This is a genomic window from Methylomonas subterranea (assembly GCF_024505185.1).
Classification (GTDB): Bacteria; Pseudomonadota; Gammaproteobacteria; order Methylococcales; family Methylomonadaceae; genus Methylomonas; species Methylomonas subterranea.
This window is the reverse complement of the sequence record NZ_JANIBJ010000009.1, coordinates 107,918-123,119: the sequence shown is the minus strand read 5'-3', so window position 1 is coordinate 123,119 and position 15,202 is coordinate 107,918. Positions and strand designations below refer to the sequence as shown.

Sequence of the window (15,202 nt, the reverse complement as noted above, 5' to 3'; positions counted from 1 at the left end):
TCATCTGCACCGTACAAATGTACGGTGCAGATGACCAAAAAATATCCGGTAAAGAAGGGGGAAATTACCAGACAGGTTTTATAAGTGTGTCCTTGGTTGTGTCCTTTTGATGTGGCTATTAAATAATTTGTTTAAATATCAATAATTTATTTTTTATTTGAGTCCGGCCGTCGTACCAAATAAGGATTTTAAGTAATCCAAAGAAGTACAAAAACCCGCAAGTTATAAGGCTTAGCGGGTTTTTTAATGGCTCGGGGAAAGTTGTTGCCGGGAGTGGTTTTGTCGCTTGATCTCGGTTTTTATGGGCGCGCCAGCCATGCCTGGAGATTTACGCTCCGTCGTTCGGCATAATTCCCTTTGACAGGGTTACAATTGCCTAACTCAGTCTTCATTTTCGGCTAAAAACTCATGCAACATTTCGTTTGGAATATCGACCCCATCCTTTTCGACTTTGGTCTGATCAAAATTCGTTGGTACGGGCTCATGTTCGCCATGGGCTTTGTCGGTAGTTTTTTGACCATGCAATGGATATACCTGCGCGAGGGCAAGAATGTCGAGGAACTCGATACCTTGTTGTGGTACATGGTGATTGCCACTATCGTGGGGGCTCGCTTGGGGCATACCTTGCTCTACGATCCTGATTATTATCTGACGCACCCGTTGAAAATTCTGGCAATTTGGGAAGGCGGGCTGGCCAGTCACGGCGCCACCCTGGGGATTATTTTGGCTCTGTATCTGTATCGGCGTAAGTACGGAGATGGTTACTTCTGGCTGTTGGATCGGGTCAGCATTCCGACCGCGCTGGCCGGTGCCTTGATCAGGATAGGCAATTTTTTTAATTCCGAGATTTTGGGTATTCCCACCCAGCAGCCCTGGGGAGTGGTATTTTCCCGCATCGATCCCCTTTCGCGACATCCCGTACAGTTGTATGAAGCGTTTTGTTATCTGTTGATCTATGTCGTTTCACTGTTGATCTATAAAAAACACGCTGACAAGTCAGGCTTCGTCTTCGGCTGTTTTATCGGCATGTTGTTTAGCGCACGGTTTATTCTGGAGTATTTCAAAACCGAGCAGGCGATGTACGAAACCGGAGTGGCATTGACGACGGGGCAATTGTTAAGTATCCCCTTTGTATTGGCGGGTGTCGGCTGTGTTGTCTGGTCGCTGAAAAACCAACAGAGCGAGCCGGCGCGGTAATCGTTTATAATTTGCGATTTTTTCAAGTTGCCGCTTGGTATTCCGCCTCTAACTTCCCTATTGATCTCCCTAGCCCTCTCCCGGAGAGAGCGCGGAATGCGGAAGTGATTTTGGGTGGAATCCTTACAGTTGGCTGTTGCTTGGGTTTTGAGGGTGCATGCAAGAAATTAATCCCATTAAATACAAAATAGCCGATTTGCGCGAACGTAGCGCCGGGCTGAAAACCTATCTGGATTTCGACGGTAAGAGCGAACGCTTGGTGGAAGTGCTGCGGGAATTGGAAGATCCGGCAATTTGGAACAAACCTGAACAGGCGCAAGCCATGGGTAAGGAACGCGCCATGCTGGAGGATATCGTCCTGACCATCAAGGATTTGGAGCAGGGCCTTAACGACGCCGAAGAATTGCTGCTGATGGCGGTGGAGGAAAATGACGAGGATACCGTCGATACCGTGGCCGCCGATTTGGAAGGTTTTGAAAAGCAGGTTGCAAATCTGGAGTTTCAGCGCATGTTCAGCGGCGAAATGGATGCCAACAATGCCTTTTTGGATATTCAGTCCGGTTCCGGCGGTACCGAAGCCCAGGATTGGGCCTCTATAATAGAGCGCATGTATTTGCGCTGGGGCGAAGCCAAAGGTTTCAAAACCGAGCTGATTGAAGAGTCGCCCGGTGATGTGGCCGGCATCAAGAGCGCGACGATCAAATTCGAAGGTCCATACGCCTTCGGCTGGTTGCGTACCGAGACCGGGGTGCACCGTTTAGTACGTAAATCGCCGTTCGACTCCGGCAACCGGCGGCATACCTCGTTTGCCTCGGTGTTCGTATCGCCGGAAATCGACGACGATATCGAAATCGAGATCAACCCGGCCGACTTGCGAATAGATGTCTACCGGGCCAGCGGCGCCGGCGGCCAGCACGTCAACAGGACAGAATCGGCGGTGCGGATTACCCATAATCCGAGCGGCATCGTCACCCAGTGTCAAAGCGATAGATCGCAACACAAGAACAAAGACACGGCGATGAAGCAGCTGAAAGCCAAGCTATATGAAATGGAAATGCTGAAACGCAATGCCAGTCAACAGGCAGTCGAGGATTCCAAATCGGATATAGGCTGGGGCAGCCAAATTCGCTCCTACGTGCTGGATCAATCGCGCATCAAGGACCTGCGCACCAACGTCGAAACCGGCAACACCCAGGCGGTGCTGGATGGGGCGCTGGATCAGTTTATCGAGGCGAGTTTGAAGAGCGGGTTGTAATTTTGTTGGCGCGCGATTTATGCCTGCTGTACCAAGGATTGGTGGCTGCCGTTTTTTCTATTGCAGCAATGAAAATGGCGAGCCGGCGCATATTCACGTTCAGTATGAAAAAGCTTTGGCAAAATTTTGGCTCAAACCGGTTGCTTACGCCAGAAGTAGTGGTTTTTTCGCGCATGAATTGACGACGCTGAATAAACTGGTGGAAGAAAATCAGCAAATTTTTTTGGAGGCCTGGAATGAGTTCTTTAGCCGTTGAAACTCCCCGAGCCTGTTCGGTCAATTGTACCGATCAGGAATTAATCGTTTTCCTCGCCGATGGCAGAAATATTTCGGTTCCATTGGTCTGGTTTCCACGATTAGTCAAAGCCGATGCGCAACAAAGAACTGATTACGAAATATTGGGCGATGGTGAAGGAATTCACTGGCCGCAGATTGATGAAGATATTTCGGTGTTTGGTTTGATTGCGGGTAAGCCGTCTATTGAATTCAAGGCAATTTAATTCATGCTAAAAAAGCTAACCGTAGAAAATTTCACTAATTTTGATAAGGCCGAGTTTAGCTTTGTGCCTGGCATAAATATTATTATTGGCGAAAACTCTAGTGGAAAAAGTCATGTTTTAAAGCTTGCTTATAGTATTGCAAGTGTTTGGAATCAATGTGGAAAAGAAGGCTGGAAAAGCAGTCTAAAGAATAAATTATATAAGGTATTTAGAGTTTCAAAACTAAGAGATTTACAGTCTTTACATGACAGTTCGGATCAGGAATGTGTGACTCGGATGATTTTGGAGTTTTCAGTAAATCATAAAAATAGAGAGTCTGAAATATTAGATATTAGTTTGGGTGTCGACAGCATCAATGTGAAACAACATCCTACTGCACCTTTGATAAAATCCCCGCTTTTTTTTCCTGCGAAAGAAGTGCTTTCGCTGTTTCCAAACTTTGCCACGCTCTATGAAAAATACTATTTATCTTTTGATGAAACATATTACGATTTATGCAAGGCTATAGATAATCCACTGTTAAAAAAACCTAATCAATCTCTTATAGATTCAATAGAGGAAATTATTGGGGGGAAGTTTTTTCTTAGGGATAATAATTTTTATCTGGAAACTGAACAGGGAGAAATTAATATATTCATGGTGGCTGAGGGGTGGCGTAAATTAGGCATGCTTTCCTATTTGATTGCCAATGATTCGCTAAAAGAAGATAGCATTCTATTTTGGGATGAACCTGAAACCAATTTGAATCCCAGACTTATAAAACAATTGGCTGCTATCCTGGTTGAGCTGACAAAATATAAAGTCCAAGTTGTGATTGCGACCCATAATCTTTTTTTGATGAAATGTTTTGATTATCTGATTGCGAATGCACAAACGAAAATACCGACTGCGTTTTTTAGTCTAGTACGCACTGAAGAAGGAATAAATGTTGAACATGGGGCACGGCTTAGCGAGTTAGATAACGTTGTTTCTCTGAATGAGGAGTTGGAATTGTATGACAAAGAGCAAGAGGCTCTTTACTCCAGCATGTAAGGTTGCGTAAATTATATGTCGACTATAATTTCAGAAGGCGAAGGAGGTCGTAAATTATTTTTTGAATTTTCCGATAAATGGAAAGTGTGTAAGTATGACGAAACTAATCCAGAAAATTTCTACAATAAGCTTAAATATAATGGATATAAAGCTGTAGATTTTATTGCTGTTTCTGATAAGGCGTTTCTTTTGATTGAGGTTAAATATGTTTTGGCCGATGATGAGCAAAGTTCTATCCGTTTTTCCTTTGAAGATAACCGATATGCAAAGGTTCTTCAGGAAATGAAGGGGAAATTATGTAAGGAAGAAATTAATGCTGTTTCTTTCAGTAATAAGCGGCCGTACTTGGTTGATGAAATTGATAAAAAAGTAAGAGACACTTTGGTGGGGCTATTAGCAAGTTACCGCTCTAAGGATTCAAAGCTTTCAACTTATAATCGGCCTTTTCTTTTTGAAGATAAGCCTGTCTTTGTGATTGTTTTTTTAGAACGTAACGTAGAGCTAAATCAGCCAGGTGTTTTTAAACCAATGGCTTCTAGTTTGAAAACGGCCATAGAACTCAAGTTGAGTTTTTTAGGAAATATTAAGGTTGACGTCATTAATACGCTAACTATTCCGCAGTCGCTTGGAATAAAAGTTTCAGCAACGGGTTTTGAATCTTAAGCCAGTAGATAGCGATGAGAGAGTTTTTCTCCTCGATTACCTTGTTAAAGTTTTTAGGGGCATTTCAATTCATTCTTCTAGCGAGGACGACATGAAAAATTTTGAACGCATTACTTTCAATCCGGCAGTGATGGGTGGCAAGCCCTGTCTGCGTGGTCTCCGGGTGACCGTTGGTACCATCGTCGGCCTGATTGCCAGTGGATATGCCACCCAAGATATTCTCGCGTTATATCCTTATTTAGAAGCGGAAGATATTACTGAGGCGTTACGTTTTGCTGCCTGGCGGGCCGAAGAAATTGAGCTGCCGCTTGTGGCTGCATGAAGATTTTGCTGGATATGAATCTTTCGCCAACCTGGACTCCATTACTTATTGATGCTGGATTCGACGCAGTACATTGGATTGAACTGGGTTCGGCAAATGCTACAGATAACGAATTATTTGAATGGGCGCGCAGCAACGACGCAATTGTCTTTACCCACGATCTTGATTTCGGAACTTTACTGGCATTGACTGGCGCGGAATCGCCCAGTGTTTTTCAAATACGTACGCAGGACGTAACTCCTGCTGTTCTTGGGCACCGAGCAATCAGCATGTTGCGTCGGTTTGAACGAGAGTTAGGCGAAGGTGCTCTTGTCGTTGCCGACGAATTGCGTGAGCGGGTACGGCTGTTGCCTTTGTCGAGATAATGCATTTTCCATTATAGAATTGCTCCGTTCGAGCAAATTCCTCAAAACCTATTGTAAATTTGATTTAACCAATAATTAACATGTCAGAACTCGAACACGACGAACAAGAACAAATCAAACAACGCCGCGAAAAGCTCAATGGCTTGCGCGAGGAAGGCATCGCCTTTCCGACCGACTTTCGCCGCAATGTGGTAGCCGGCCAATTGTTGGCCGAGTACGGTGAAAAAACGGAAGAGGAACTGCTGGCCGATCCGATACGGGTCAAGATTGCCGGACGGATGATGACCCGCCGCATCATGGGCAAGGCCAGTTTTTGCCATTTGCAGGATATGTCTGGGCAAATTCAGGTTTATGTCGCCCGCGACAACTTGCCGGAAGGCGTTTACAACGACCAGTTCAAAAAATGGGACATCGGCGACATCCTCGGCGCCGAAGGCACATTGTTCAAGACCAAAACCGGCGAACTGAGTGTCAAGGTCGACGATATTCGTTTGTTGACCAAAGCCTTGCGGCCCTTGCCGGAAAAATTCCACGGTATTGCCGATCAGGAGATCAAATACCGCCAGCGTTACCTGGATTTGATCATGAGCGACGAGACCCGCAAGACTTTCGTGATGCGCTCCAAGATTGTCAATTACATCCGCGAGTTTCTGGTTCAGCGCGACTTCCTGGAAGTGGAAACGCCGATGATGCAGGTCATCCCCGGCGGCGCGACCGCCCGGCCCTTCACGACTTTCCACAATGCGCTGGACATGGAATTGTATCTGCGGATAGCGCCGGAGTTGTATCTGAAACGGCTGGTGGTCGGTGGTTTCGAACGGGTGTTCGAGATCAACCGCAACTTCCGCAACGAAGGCCTGTCGACCCGTCACAATCCCGAATTCACCATGATGGAGTTCTACCAAGCCTATGCCGAATACGGCGACTTAATGGACCTAACCGAAGCTTTGTTGCGCGGCATCGCCGAAGATGTGGTCGGCAAGACCATCATCGAATATCAAGGCGATCAATACGATTTCGGCAAACCTTTCGAGCGGATGACGGTGCTGGAGTCCATCCTGCATTTCAATCCCGATTTGACCCAGGCCGATTTGACGACCCGCGAAGCGGCGGTCAAGGTGGCCGAGAATCTGAAAATTCCGGTGAAAGACAGCTACGGTCTCGGCAAGGTGCAGATCGAGATTTTCGAGAAAACCGTCGAACATCGCTTGATGAATCCGACTTTCATCACCGCCTATCCGGTGGAAGTATCGCCGCTGGCGCGCCGTAACGACAACGATCCGCATGTCACCGACCGTTTCGAATTCTTCGTCGGCGGCCGCGAGATTGCCAACGGTTTTACCGAGCTGAACGACGCCGAGGATCAAGCCGAACGTTTCAGAAAGCAGGTCGAGGAGAAAGAGGCCGGCGACAACGAAGCCATGCATTTCGATGCCGATTACATCACCGCGCTGGAGCACGGCATGCCGCCGACCGCCGGCGAGGGCATAGGCATCGATCGCTTGGTGATGTTGTTCACCAATTCGCCCAGCATCCGCGACGTGTTGCTGTTCCCGCACATGCGGCCGAAAAATTAATGACCCAGAGTCATGTGTACGGGGTTTTGCTGGCGCTGGCCTTGGTCGCCGCCAGTTTACCCTGGCTGAGCGAACGTTTCCTGCTGCTGATCAAACTGAATAAAACCGCCGGCTGGCGTTGGCTGGAATGGCTGGTATGTTATGGTTTGGTCGGTGCGTTGGCCATGGCGCTGGAAAATAAACTGACCGGCGGACTGCACGAGCAACAATGGGAATTTTATGTTGCCACCTTGTGTCTGTTCGTAGTATTCGCCTTGCCGGGGTTTATTTATCACTACGATTTGAAAAAGCTGTTAAAACCCTAGTCCGGCAAAAGTAATCCAAGAGAACTATATGAGCGTTGATGCGAGTCAATTTAAAAATGCCCTGAAACTATGGGCCAGCGGTGTCACCGTAGTGACGGCGCAATCCGAACAACAAGGCCTGAAAGGCATGACGGCCACCTCGTTTAGCAGCGTGTCCGTCGATCCGCCGCAAATTCTGGTCTGCCTGAATCAAAATACCGATACCGGCGCGGTGGTGCTGGAACAAAAACAGTTTGCCGTGAATATACTCGGCTCGGAACAGCAAAACGTCTCCAATCAATTCGCCGGCGGCGGTACCCAGGAAGAGCGCTTTGCCAGCGTGGCGTGGGAAGCGGGCGAAAACGGTGCGCCGTTGTTGAGCGAATCCCTGGCCAGCCTGGAATGCAAGGTGGTCGAACAGGTGTTGGCCGGTACGCATTGGATAGTGATCGGCGAAGTACAAAAAGTGGTCTGCCGTAGCGGCGATCCGCTGTTATATTACAGCGGGGCGTATCGGCAACTGTCGCGGGAATAGCCTACAAGGCCGGGCCGGCCGCATAAATCAAGCGTTCAACGATTGCATCGGGAGTAAGGTGTCATGCTAGACAAGCAAAAACTGACCGAAATCTACAAAACCCTCTGGGATTGGTTGTGCCTGGCTTGGCGCTGGCTGGAAAAGACCCTGTTATCGCTGTTCAATCCGCCGCAAGGACCCGACGGCAAATCCAAAACGCCCGATGTGCGGCAGAACAAGCCTCCCCGGTTTGTCCTATATGCTGTGTTGGGCATTCTGCTGTTGTCCTTGCTGGCCGGCGGCGAAAAACCGTTGGGTCGGGAGATTCCCTACAGTCAATTCCTGACCCTGGTCAAGGACGGGAAAGTCGATAAGGCCGTGGTCACGCAGCGCTTTATCAACGGCAGTCTGAAAGACGAAGATAAACAAATCGGTAGTCATTTTTTCACCATTCCGTTGTGGGACGAGGCACTGACCAAGCATTTGCAGGATCACAAAGTCGAATACGTGGTCAGAAGCGGCGACAACTGGCTCGGTAATATCCTGTTTAACTGGATTATTCCGATCGCCATATTCGCCGGCATCTGGATGTGGTTACTGCCGCGAATGACCGGCGGGGCGGGGCGCGGGTTTTTGAATTTGGGCAATAAGATCAAGATTCAACAGGAAGCCGGCAAGATAACCTTCGACGACGTGGCGGGCGCCGAAAGCGCCAAGCAGGAACTGAAGGAAACCATCGAGTTTCTAAAGTCGCCGGAAAAATTGCAAAAACTGGGTGGACGCATGCCCAAGGGCGTATTGCTGGTGGGTTCGCCGGGTACCGGCAAAACCCTGCTGGCGCGGGCCGTGTCCGGCGAAGCCGGCGTGCCGTTCTTCAACATCAGCGCATCGGAATTCATCGAACTGTTCGTCGGCATCGGCGCGGCGCGGGTGCGGGATTTGTTCGAACAGGCCCGGCAAAAAGCCCCCTGCATCATCTTCATCGACGAACTGGACGCCATCGGCCGTTCGCGCGGCGGCCCGGCCATCATGGGCGGCAACGACGAGCGCGAACAAACCCTAAATCAATTGCTCACCGAAATGGACGGATTCGACCCGGCCGCCGGCGTGGTGGTGATGGCCGCCACCAATCGGCCGGAAATTCTGGACAAGGCCTTGCTGCGGGCCGGTCGTTTCGACCGGCAAATCGTGGTCGACAAGCCAGATTTGGTCGACCGTATCGCCATCCTCAAATTGCACAGCAAATCCATGCAACTGGCCAAGGATGTCGATCTGGAAACCGTGGCCAAGCGTACCCCCGGCTTCGTCGGTGCCGATCTGTCCAATATCGCCAATGAAGCCGCCATCCTGGCGGCGCGCGGCGGGCGCGATGGCGTGTGCATGGTCGATTTCGAAGCGGCCATCGACCGGGTCATGGCCGGTCCGGAAAAGAAAAACCGCGTGCTGGGCCCGGAGGAAAAACGCCGGGTGGCTTATCATGAAGCCGGCCACGCGCTGGTGGCCGAAACCGTGCCGACCGGCCAGCCCGTGCACAAAATTTCCATCATCCCGCGCGGCGTGTCGGCCTTGGGCTTTACGCTGCAATTGCCGGTGGAGGAAAAATACCTGTCCACCGAAGCCGAATTACGGGACCAACTGGCGATACTGTTGGGTGGCCGGGTCGCCGAGCAACTGGCCTTGGACAGCGTTTCGACCGGCGCGCAAAACGATCTGGAAAAAGCCAGCGAAATCGCCCGCAACATGGTGTGTTATTTGGGTATGAGCGAAAAACTCGGTCCGCTGATTTACGGCCATCGCCAGCAATTGCAGTTTTTGAGCGGCGATGTCGCCGAGCAGCGTAACTACAGCGAGGAAACCGCCCGCATTGTCGATGCCGAAATCAAAGCCTTGGTCGAGCATGCGCAACATCGCGCGCAAGAAATTTTGACCGCCAAGCGGCGGCAATTGGATCAGTTGGCGGCGCTGTTGCAGGACAGGGAAGTCATTCAGCGCGAGGACATGCTGGCCTTGTTGGAGCATAAGGCCTAGTTTCCCACCGCGCCGTCGTTCCGTGTTGCAAGCGGTGTTGTGTTCAATCCGGCAGCGGCGATGCTTATGGCGCCGCTGTATTTGGGCGGCGATTTTTTGTGTATGGCTGCCCATCGTCGCGGCGTCCGAGAGCTCGGCGTTAGCCGGTGTCTTACGGATTTACGTCCGCGACGGTTGCCCGCATTGCGCCGAAGCCAAAAAATTCCTGCCGACCATTGCCGCCCAGCGCCCCGGGCTGAAAATCGTTTATCGTTCGCTGGACCGGGACCCCGCCGCCCGCGACGAATTGTTCGACTTGTCTCGGCGGCACGGCGTCTGGCCGCCGGGTGTGCCGACCTTTGTCATGCACGATAAACTGTTGGTGGGTTTTGACGATGCCGCAAGTAGCGGCCCGGCGTTGTTGAGCTTTATCGATAACGCGGTAAGCGCCAGCCGGGTCGTGGATGCGGGCTGGTTCGGCGATATCAGCGTCGAGCGCTTGGGCTTACCGATGTTCACGCTGGCCCTGGGTTTGCTGGACGGTTTCAACCCCTGTGCGATGTGGGTGTTGCTGTTTTTGTTGTCTTTTTTGATACGCCTGCAAAACCGTCGCCGCATGGCGCTAGTGGCCGGCACCTTCGTATTGGTCAGCGGCGCGGTGTATTACGCCTTTATGGCCGCCTGGCTGAACGTGTTTCTGATCATGGGTATGTCCGACCCGGTGCGCTGGGTCTTGGCGGGTCTGGCGCTTGCGGTCGGCGCGGTGAATGTGAAGGATTTTTTCGCCTTCAAGCAAGGTCTGTCCTTTTCCATCCCCGAGACTGCCAAACCCGGCTTATATGCCCGCATGCGGCAGTTATTGCGGACCGACGCCCTGGCGGCGTCGCTGCTGTCGGTGACGGTGCTGGCGATTCTGGTCAACTTCATCGAATTGCTCTGCACGGCGGGCTTGCCGGCCATCTATACCGCCGTGCTCAGCCAGCAAGGCCTGAGCATGATGCAGTATTATGCCTATCTGTTGTTGTATATTCTCGCCTATATCGCCGACGATTCATTGATGGTGGCGATTGCGGTTTTTACGTTGGGCAGCCGTAAACTCACCGAACAATCCGGCCGTTGGCTGAAGCTGCTCAGCGGCGCGGTAATGCTGGCACTGGCGGCGACCATGTTGCTGCGGCCGGATTGGCTGCTGTAGGGCCTCTTTCTTTCGCCATCGTTTTCGACCATGCAAATCACCGATTATTATCTCGAACCCGCCAACCATGCAGCCGATTTCGCAGACCTGCGCCTTATAAGGCAGGAAGTGTTCGTGGACGAGCAAGGCATAGCGCCGGACATCGAATTCGACGAGTTGGACCGGCATTGCCATCACGTCATTGCCCGCGACCGGCAATCCCGACCCATAGGCACCGGTCGCTTGACGGCCGACGGAAAAATCGGCCGCATGGCGGTGTTGCGCGACTGGCGCGGGCAACGGGTGGGTCAGTCCTTGCTGCGTTTTCTGCTCGAAAAAGCCCGGCGGTTGGGTCTGGAAACGGTTTCCGCCAATGCGCAACTCGCCGCGCTGGATTTTTACCGCAAGGCCGGGTTTGTAGCGGAAGGCGAGGTATTCATGGAAGCGGGTATTCCTCATCAAATCATGCGTTTGTCGTTGCAGCCGCTCGATAATACAGTGCGGCGCGCCGCCAAACCCGCGCCCGAGTCGGTGCCGGCCATGCGTCTGGAAACGCTGGAGTCCGCATCCGCCGCCACACTGCAATTGATCAACGATGCGCGGCGGCAACTGACCATATACAGCCGGGATTTGGAATATTCCCTGTACGGGCAGGCCGAAATCGTCGAAGCGCTAAAGCAACTGGCCTTGCGTAATCGCGGCGGCGGCGTAAGTATCATCATTCAGGAGCCCGCCAACCTCAGGGGCCAGACTCACCCCGTCCTGGAACTGGCGCAAAGATTGACCTCGCATTTTCAGATTCGCGCGCCGGTGGAATCCGAGGATTTGCAATATCAGTCCGCATTCGTACTCAATGACAACGGCGGCTACTTGTTTCGTTTGCTGGGGAACCGGTTTGAAGGTCATTGGAGCCCGAATTTGCCGCCGAAAAACCGTAGCCTGCTGGAAGAATTCGAACGGGTCTGGCAGCGCTCGCGTCCTTGTAGCGAGTTCCGGGCCTTGGGGTTATAGGCCGTTCCCACCAAACTGCCGCGCCTGTCGAATGTTGAGACAAGGGACTTCATGAGACGAACTCATCTGCAAATCGCCGGCTTGACCACGCCGCTGAAACTACGGCCGTTGCTTGGCATCATTCTGTATGGCATCCTGCAAGGCCTAAGCAGTTTGCGCGACCTGGAGCGCTTGGCCCGGTCCGACGTGGCTTGCTGGTGGTTGAGCGGCAGCATCATGCCGGATCATTCGGTTATCATCCTATGCTTCTCCCGGCGGGAGAAGGGGGTGATCGACTTTTACCGCGCCCTCTTCAAAGCGGGGGTGGTTTGTAAGCAAACCCTTTAAATCATTTGGTCCTGCGATGCTTGGGGCGTGGCGATGCGGTTTTGATGCCGTTATGTTTGGTGGTAAAGGGGTGTTTGTTCGGCTGTTGCCTGTCCAGCGGATTGTCGCTTGCCTTGGGTTGAAAGCTAGGTATCAACTGCTGCTTGCCGTTACCGATCAAATCCGCGCGGCCCATGGCTTTCAAAGCTTCGCGCAGCAACGGCCAGTTTTTCGGATCGTGGTAGCGCAAAAACGCCTTGTGCAAACGGCGTTGTTTGATGCTTTTGGGGATGGCGATATCGGGGCTGTTGCGGGCGACTTTGTGTAGCGTGTCTTTGCCGGAATGATACATCGCGGTGGCAATCGACATCGGCGACGGCAAAAAGGCCTGCACCTGATCGGCGCGGAAGCCGTTGCGTTTCAACCATAAAGCCAGATTCAGCATGTCCTGGTCGGTGGTGCCGGGGTGGGCGGCGATGAAGTAGGGGATCAGATACTGTTCCTTGCCGGCTTCCTTGGAATACTTGTCGAACATGGCTTTGAAGCGGTCGTAAGTGCCCATGCCGGGTTTCATCATTTTCGACAACGGACCCTGCTCGGTGTGTTCCGGGGCGATTTTCAAATAACCGCCGACATGGTGGCTTACCAGTTCCTTCACATATTCCGGTGTCTCGACGGCAATGTCGTAGCGCAGGCCGGAGGCGATGAAGATTTTCTTGATGCCGGGCAGCTTGCGGGCGCGACGGTAAAGTTTTACCAGCGGCGTCTGGTCGGTGTTCAGGTTGTGACAAATGCCGGGATAAACGCAGGACGGTTTACGGCAGGACGCCTCGATTTTCGGGTCCTTGCAGGCCAGGCGCCACATGTTGGCGGTCGGGCCGCCCAGGTCGGAGATATGGCCGGTGAAGTTGGGCGAGGTGTCGCGGATGGCTTCGATTTCGCGAATAATCGAATCTTCCGAGCGGTTTTGAATGATGCGGCCTTCGTGCTCGGTGATCGAGCAAAAACTGCAACCGCCGAAACAACCGCGCATGATCAACACCGAATGCTGAATCATTTCGAAGGCCGGAATATTGGCCTTGCCATAAGCATGATGCGGCAGACGGGAGTAGGGCAGGTCGAACACGCCGTCCATTTCCGGCGTGGTCAAAGGCAACGGCGGCGGATTGATCCAGACTTCGCGGTTGCCGTGGCGTTGAATCAGGGCGCGGGCGTTGCCGGGGTTGGTTTCGCCGTGCATTACTCTGGAGGCGTGGGCGTACAGAATCGGATCGTCCTTGACGGCGTCGTAATCCGGCAGGCGGATCACGGTTTGCGCGCGATTTTTATTGGCGATGGGTTTGAACAGGACGACTTTTTCGTTATCCGCCAGGCCAGTGTCGGCCACTGCCGGCGCCGAGTCGCAAGCGGGCATTTCCTGATAGGGATTTTGATGCACGACCACCGCGCCCGGTTGGTCGATGTCGGTGGAATCCTTTTCGATCCAGCCTTGCGGCACTTGTTTGACGAAATGCACGGTGCCGCGTATGCCTTTGAGGTCGTGAATGCTTTCGCCCTTGGCCAACCTATGGGCAATTTCCACCACCTGCCGTTCGGCGTTGCCGTAGACCAGCAAATCGGCTTTGGAATCCAGCAAAATCGATTTGCGCACCTTGTCGGACCAATAATCGTAATGGGCGATGCGGCGCAGGCTGGCTTCTATGCCGCCGACAATGATGGGGACGTTTTTATAGGCTTCCCGGCAACGGTGCGCGTAGACGTTGACCGCCCGGTCGGGCCGTTTGCCGGCTTCGCCGTTGGCGGTATAGGCATCGTTGGAGCGGATTTTCTTGTCCGAGGTATAACGGTTGACCATCGAATCCATGTTGCCGCCGGTGACGCCGAAAAACAGCTTCGGCTGGCCGAGTTTTTTGAAATCGGCGGCTGAGTGCCAATCCGGCTGCGAAATAATACCGACCCTAAACCCCTGCGCCTCCAGCACCCGGCCTATCACCGCCATGCCGAAGCTGGGATGGTCGACGTAGGCGTCGCCGGTCACCAAAATAATGTCGCAGGCGTCCCAACCCAATTGCTGCATTTCTTCCTGACTCATCGGCAGTTCCGGAGCTGGCCCGAAACGATGGGCCCAGTATTTTTTGTAGCCGAAAATGTTGGCGGCGTTGTGGTTCACTTATTGACTATCCGGTTAATGGCGCGGCTGTTGCTGCGCTTGAGGTCTTGCAGAAAGACGGGGAATTCCAGTTGATACTGTTGTTCAAGTTTTTGGGCTTTTTCGGTCAGTTCTTTCATGGCCAACTTGGGAAATTTTTCGGCAAAAGCAAAACCGATCACGTTGCCGCGTCCGCGCACCGGCAGAAACAGCATGCGCCAGGCGAACACCCGGCCCAGATTCCAGGCCACCTGTTGGAACAGCTCTTTATCGGTGCCCCATAAATTGATCACCAACAGACCGTTTTGGGTCAGCAAGGTTCGGCAATTGTCGAAAAACAGTTCGCTGCTGACTTCCGGCGCCATGCCGGCGTGATCGTAGGCGTCTATCATGGCCAGATCGTAAAGCGCCGAGTGATTGCGGCTTTGTTGCAATACATGCTGGGCGCCGCAACCGATTTTAATTTTCATGCGCGGGTCGAACGGCAGGCTGAAATGGCTGCGGGCCACTTTCAACACTCCGCCGCGGTATTCCACTATTTTCAGCCGGCAATCGGCAAACTGGTGCAGCATGAATTTGGCAATGGTGCCGCCGCCCAAGCCTATCATCAACACCTCTTGCGGTTTGTCGTTAAACAGCAATAGGGCCATCATGGCCCGGGCATACAGGGAGTGCAGGCGGTTGGGTTCGTTGATCAGCATACTGCTTTGCCGCGAGTGGGAGCCGAAATGCAGCGCCCGCTCGCCGTTTTTGTCGACGACTTCGATTATGCCTTCGTCATCGTGGGTTTGGTGCACCACCAGACCGTCGTATTTATACATGCGATACGGCGAAAGAAAAATTGGG

At 52.3% G+C, this 15,202-nt stretch carries 17 protein-coding genes; 15 read left to right on the top strand and 2 right to left on the bottom strand.

Going from position 1 to position 15,202, the window contains the following annotated elements; translation table 11 throughout:
* Positions 1 to 408 precede the first annotated feature (408 nt).
* The 15 genes from lgt (at position 409) to NP590_RS06590 (ending at position 12,228) form a co-directional block, all read left to right on the top strand.
* Positions 409 to 1,197 carry a prolipoprotein diacylglyceryl transferase gene (gene lgt, locus NP590_RS06660; RefSeq protein WP_256601522.1) on the top strand — a complete coding sequence of 263 codons (789 nt, stop codon included), beginning with the start codon at positions 409 to 411 and terminating at the stop codon, positions 1,195 to 1,197.
* Positions 1,198 to 1,354: 157 nt separating this feature from the next.
* Positions 1,355 to 2,452 (top strand): peptide chain release factor 2, encoded by a 1,098-nt coding sequence (gene prfB / locus NP590_RS06655; RefSeq protein WP_256601520.1) that lies wholly within the window; start codon positions 1,355 to 1,357, stop codon positions 2,450 to 2,452.
* Between the two features lie 19 nt (positions 2,453 to 2,471).
* The gene (locus NP590_RS06650) at positions 2,472 to 2,708 is read left to right on the top strand and encodes a DUF4160 domain-containing protein (RefSeq protein ID WP_256601519.1); all 237 of its coding nucleotides are present in this window, start codon (positions 2,472 to 2,474) and stop codon (positions 2,706 to 2,708) included.
* Positions 2,689 to 2,952 (top strand): DUF2442 domain-containing protein, encoded by a 264-nt coding sequence (locus NP590_RS06645; RefSeq protein ID WP_256601518.1) that lies wholly within the window; start codon positions 2,689 to 2,691, stop codon positions 2,950 to 2,952. Before NP590_RS06650 ends, NP590_RS06645 begins: the two co-directional genes overlap by 20 nt.
* A 3-nt stretch (positions 2,953 to 2,955) precedes the next feature.
* Positions 2,956 to 3,984, top strand: coding sequence for an AAA family ATPase (locus NP590_RS06640; RefSeq protein WP_256601517.1), 1,029 nt, complete (start codon positions 2,956 to 2,958; stop codon positions 3,982 to 3,984).
* 15 nt (positions 3,985 to 3,999) lie between these two features.
* Positions 4,000 to 4,647: a hypothetical protein gene (locus NP590_RS06635; protein WP_256601516.1), complete on the top strand. Its 648-nt coding sequence runs from the start codon at positions 4,000 to 4,002 to the stop codon at positions 4,645 to 4,647.
* 91 nt (positions 4,648 to 4,738) lie between these two features.
* Complete coding sequence (locus NP590_RS06630) at positions 4,739 to 4,969, top strand: DUF433 domain-containing protein (RefSeq protein WP_256601515.1); 231 nt, start codon at positions 4,739 to 4,741, stop codon at positions 4,967 to 4,969.
* Positions 4,966 to 5,334, top strand: a complete 369-nt coding sequence (locus NP590_RS06625; RefSeq protein WP_256601514.1) for a DUF5615 family PIN-like protein — start codon at positions 4,966 to 4,968, stop codon at positions 5,332 to 5,334. The genes NP590_RS06630 and NP590_RS06625 overlap by 4 nt, the downstream gene beginning before the upstream one ends.
* 80 nt (positions 5,335 to 5,414) lie before the next feature.
* Positions 5,415 to 6,911 carry a lysine--tRNA ligase gene (gene lysS, locus NP590_RS06620; RefSeq protein WP_256601513.1) on the top strand — a complete coding sequence of 499 codons (1,497 nt, stop codon included), beginning with the start codon at positions 5,415 to 5,417 and terminating at the stop codon, positions 6,909 to 6,911.
* Positions 6,911 to 7,216: a DUF2818 family protein gene (locus tag NP590_RS06615; RefSeq protein WP_256601512.1), complete on the top strand. Its 306-nt coding sequence runs from the start codon at positions 6,911 to 6,913 to the stop codon at positions 7,214 to 7,216. Before lysS ends, NP590_RS06615 begins: the two co-directional genes overlap by 1 nt.
* 28 nt (positions 7,217 to 7,244) lie before the next feature.
* A complete protein-coding gene (locus NP590_RS06610; RefSeq protein WP_256601511.1) occupies positions 7,245 to 7,730 on the top strand; it encodes a flavin reductase family protein in 486 nt (161 codons plus the stop codon).
* 63 nt (positions 7,731 to 7,793) lie between these two features.
* Positions 7,794 to 9,737, top strand: coding sequence for an ATP-dependent zinc metalloprotease FtsH (gene ftsH, locus NP590_RS06605; protein ID WP_256601509.1), 1,944 nt, complete (start codon positions 7,794 to 7,796; stop codon positions 9,735 to 9,737).
* Positions 9,738 to 9,771: 34 nt separating this feature from the next.
* Positions 9,772 to 10,911, top strand: coding sequence for a glutaredoxin domain-containing protein (locus NP590_RS06600; RefSeq protein WP_256601508.1), 1,140 nt, complete (start codon positions 9,772 to 9,774; stop codon positions 10,909 to 10,911).
* 30 nt (positions 10,912 to 10,941) lie between these two features.
* A complete protein-coding gene (locus NP590_RS06595) occupies positions 10,942 to 11,901 on the top strand; it encodes a GNAT family N-acetyltransferase (RefSeq protein ID WP_256601507.1) in 960 nt (319 codons plus the stop codon).
* A 51-nt stretch (positions 11,902 to 11,952) separates the two neighbouring features.
* On the top strand, positions 11,953 to 12,228 hold the full coding sequence (locus NP590_RS06590; RefSeq protein WP_256601506.1) for a transposase: 276 nt from the start codon (positions 11,953 to 11,955) through the stop codon (positions 12,226 to 12,228).
* A 1-nt stretch (position 12,229) separates the two neighbouring features.
* Here the strand turns inward: NP590_RS06590 and NP590_RS06585 are convergent, their stop codons facing one another.
* Together NP590_RS06585 and NP590_RS06580 are read right to left on the bottom strand one after the other, a co-directional pair.
* On the bottom strand, positions 12,230 to 14,377 hold the full coding sequence (locus NP590_RS06585) for a YgiQ family radical SAM protein (protein ID WP_256601505.1): 2,148 nt from the start codon (positions 14,375 to 14,377) through the stop codon (positions 12,230 to 12,232).
* On the bottom strand, positions 14,374 to 15,177 hold the full coding sequence (locus tag NP590_RS06580; RefSeq protein WP_256601504.1) for a spermine/spermidine synthase domain-containing protein: 804 nt from the start codon (positions 15,175 to 15,177) through the stop codon (positions 14,374 to 14,376). The genes NP590_RS06585 and NP590_RS06580 overlap by 4 nt, the downstream gene beginning before the upstream one ends.
* Positions 15,178 to 15,202 lie beyond the last annotated feature (25 nt).

What these genes read in the sequence shown, in the direction of transcription:
- lgt (WP_256601522.1), top strand. Translation starts at nt 409, where the DNA reads ATGCAACATTTCGTTTGGAATATCGACCCCATCCTTTTCGACTTTGGT.
- prfB (WP_256601520.1), top strand. Translation starts at nt 1,355, where the DNA reads ATGCAAGAAATTAATCCCATTAAATACAAAATAGCCGATTTGCGCGAA.
- NP590_RS06650 (WP_256601519.1), top strand. Translation starts at nt 2,472, where the DNA reads ATGCCTGCTGTACCAAGGATTGGTGGCTGCCGTTTTTTCTATTGCAGC.
- NP590_RS06645 (WP_256601518.1), top strand. Translation starts at nt 2,689, where the DNA reads ATGAGTTCTTTAGCCGTTGAAACTCCCCGAGCCTGTTCGGTCAATTGT.
- NP590_RS06640 (WP_256601517.1), top strand. Translation starts at nt 2,956, where the DNA reads ATGCTAAAAAAGCTAACCGTAGAAAATTTCACTAATTTTGATAAGGCC.
- NP590_RS06635 (WP_256601516.1), top strand. Translation starts at nt 4,000, where the DNA reads ATGTCGACTATAATTTCAGAAGGCGAAGGAGGTCGTAAATTATTTTTT.
- NP590_RS06630 (WP_256601515.1), top strand. Translation starts at nt 4,739, where the DNA reads ATGAAAAATTTTGAACGCATTACTTTCAATCCGGCAGTGATGGGTGGC.
- NP590_RS06625 (WP_256601514.1), top strand. Translation starts at nt 4,966, where the DNA reads ATGAAGATTTTGCTGGATATGAATCTTTCGCCAACCTGGACTCCATTA.
- lysS (WP_256601513.1), top strand. Translation starts at nt 5,415, where the DNA reads ATGTCAGAACTCGAACACGACGAACAAGAACAAATCAAACAACGCCGC.
- NP590_RS06615 (WP_256601512.1), top strand. Translation starts at nt 6,911, where the DNA reads ATGACCCAGAGTCATGTGTACGGGGTTTTGCTGGCGCTGGCCTTGGTC.
- NP590_RS06610 (WP_256601511.1), top strand. Translation starts at nt 7,245, where the DNA reads ATGAGCGTTGATGCGAGTCAATTTAAAAATGCCCTGAAACTATGGGCC.
- ftsH (WP_256601509.1), top strand. Translation starts at nt 7,794, where the DNA reads ATGCTAGACAAGCAAAAACTGACCGAAATCTACAAAACCCTCTGGGAT.
- NP590_RS06595 (WP_256601507.1), top strand. Translation starts at nt 10,942, where the DNA reads ATGCAAATCACCGATTATTATCTCGAACCCGCCAACCATGCAGCCGAT.
- NP590_RS06590 (WP_256601506.1), top strand. Translation starts at nt 11,953, where the DNA reads ATGAGACGAACTCATCTGCAAATCGCCGGCTTGACCACGCCGCTGAAA.
- NP590_RS06580 (WP_256601504.1), bottom strand. Translation starts at nt 15,177, where the DNA reads ATGTATAAATACGACGGTCTGGTGGTGCACCAAACCCACGATGACGAA.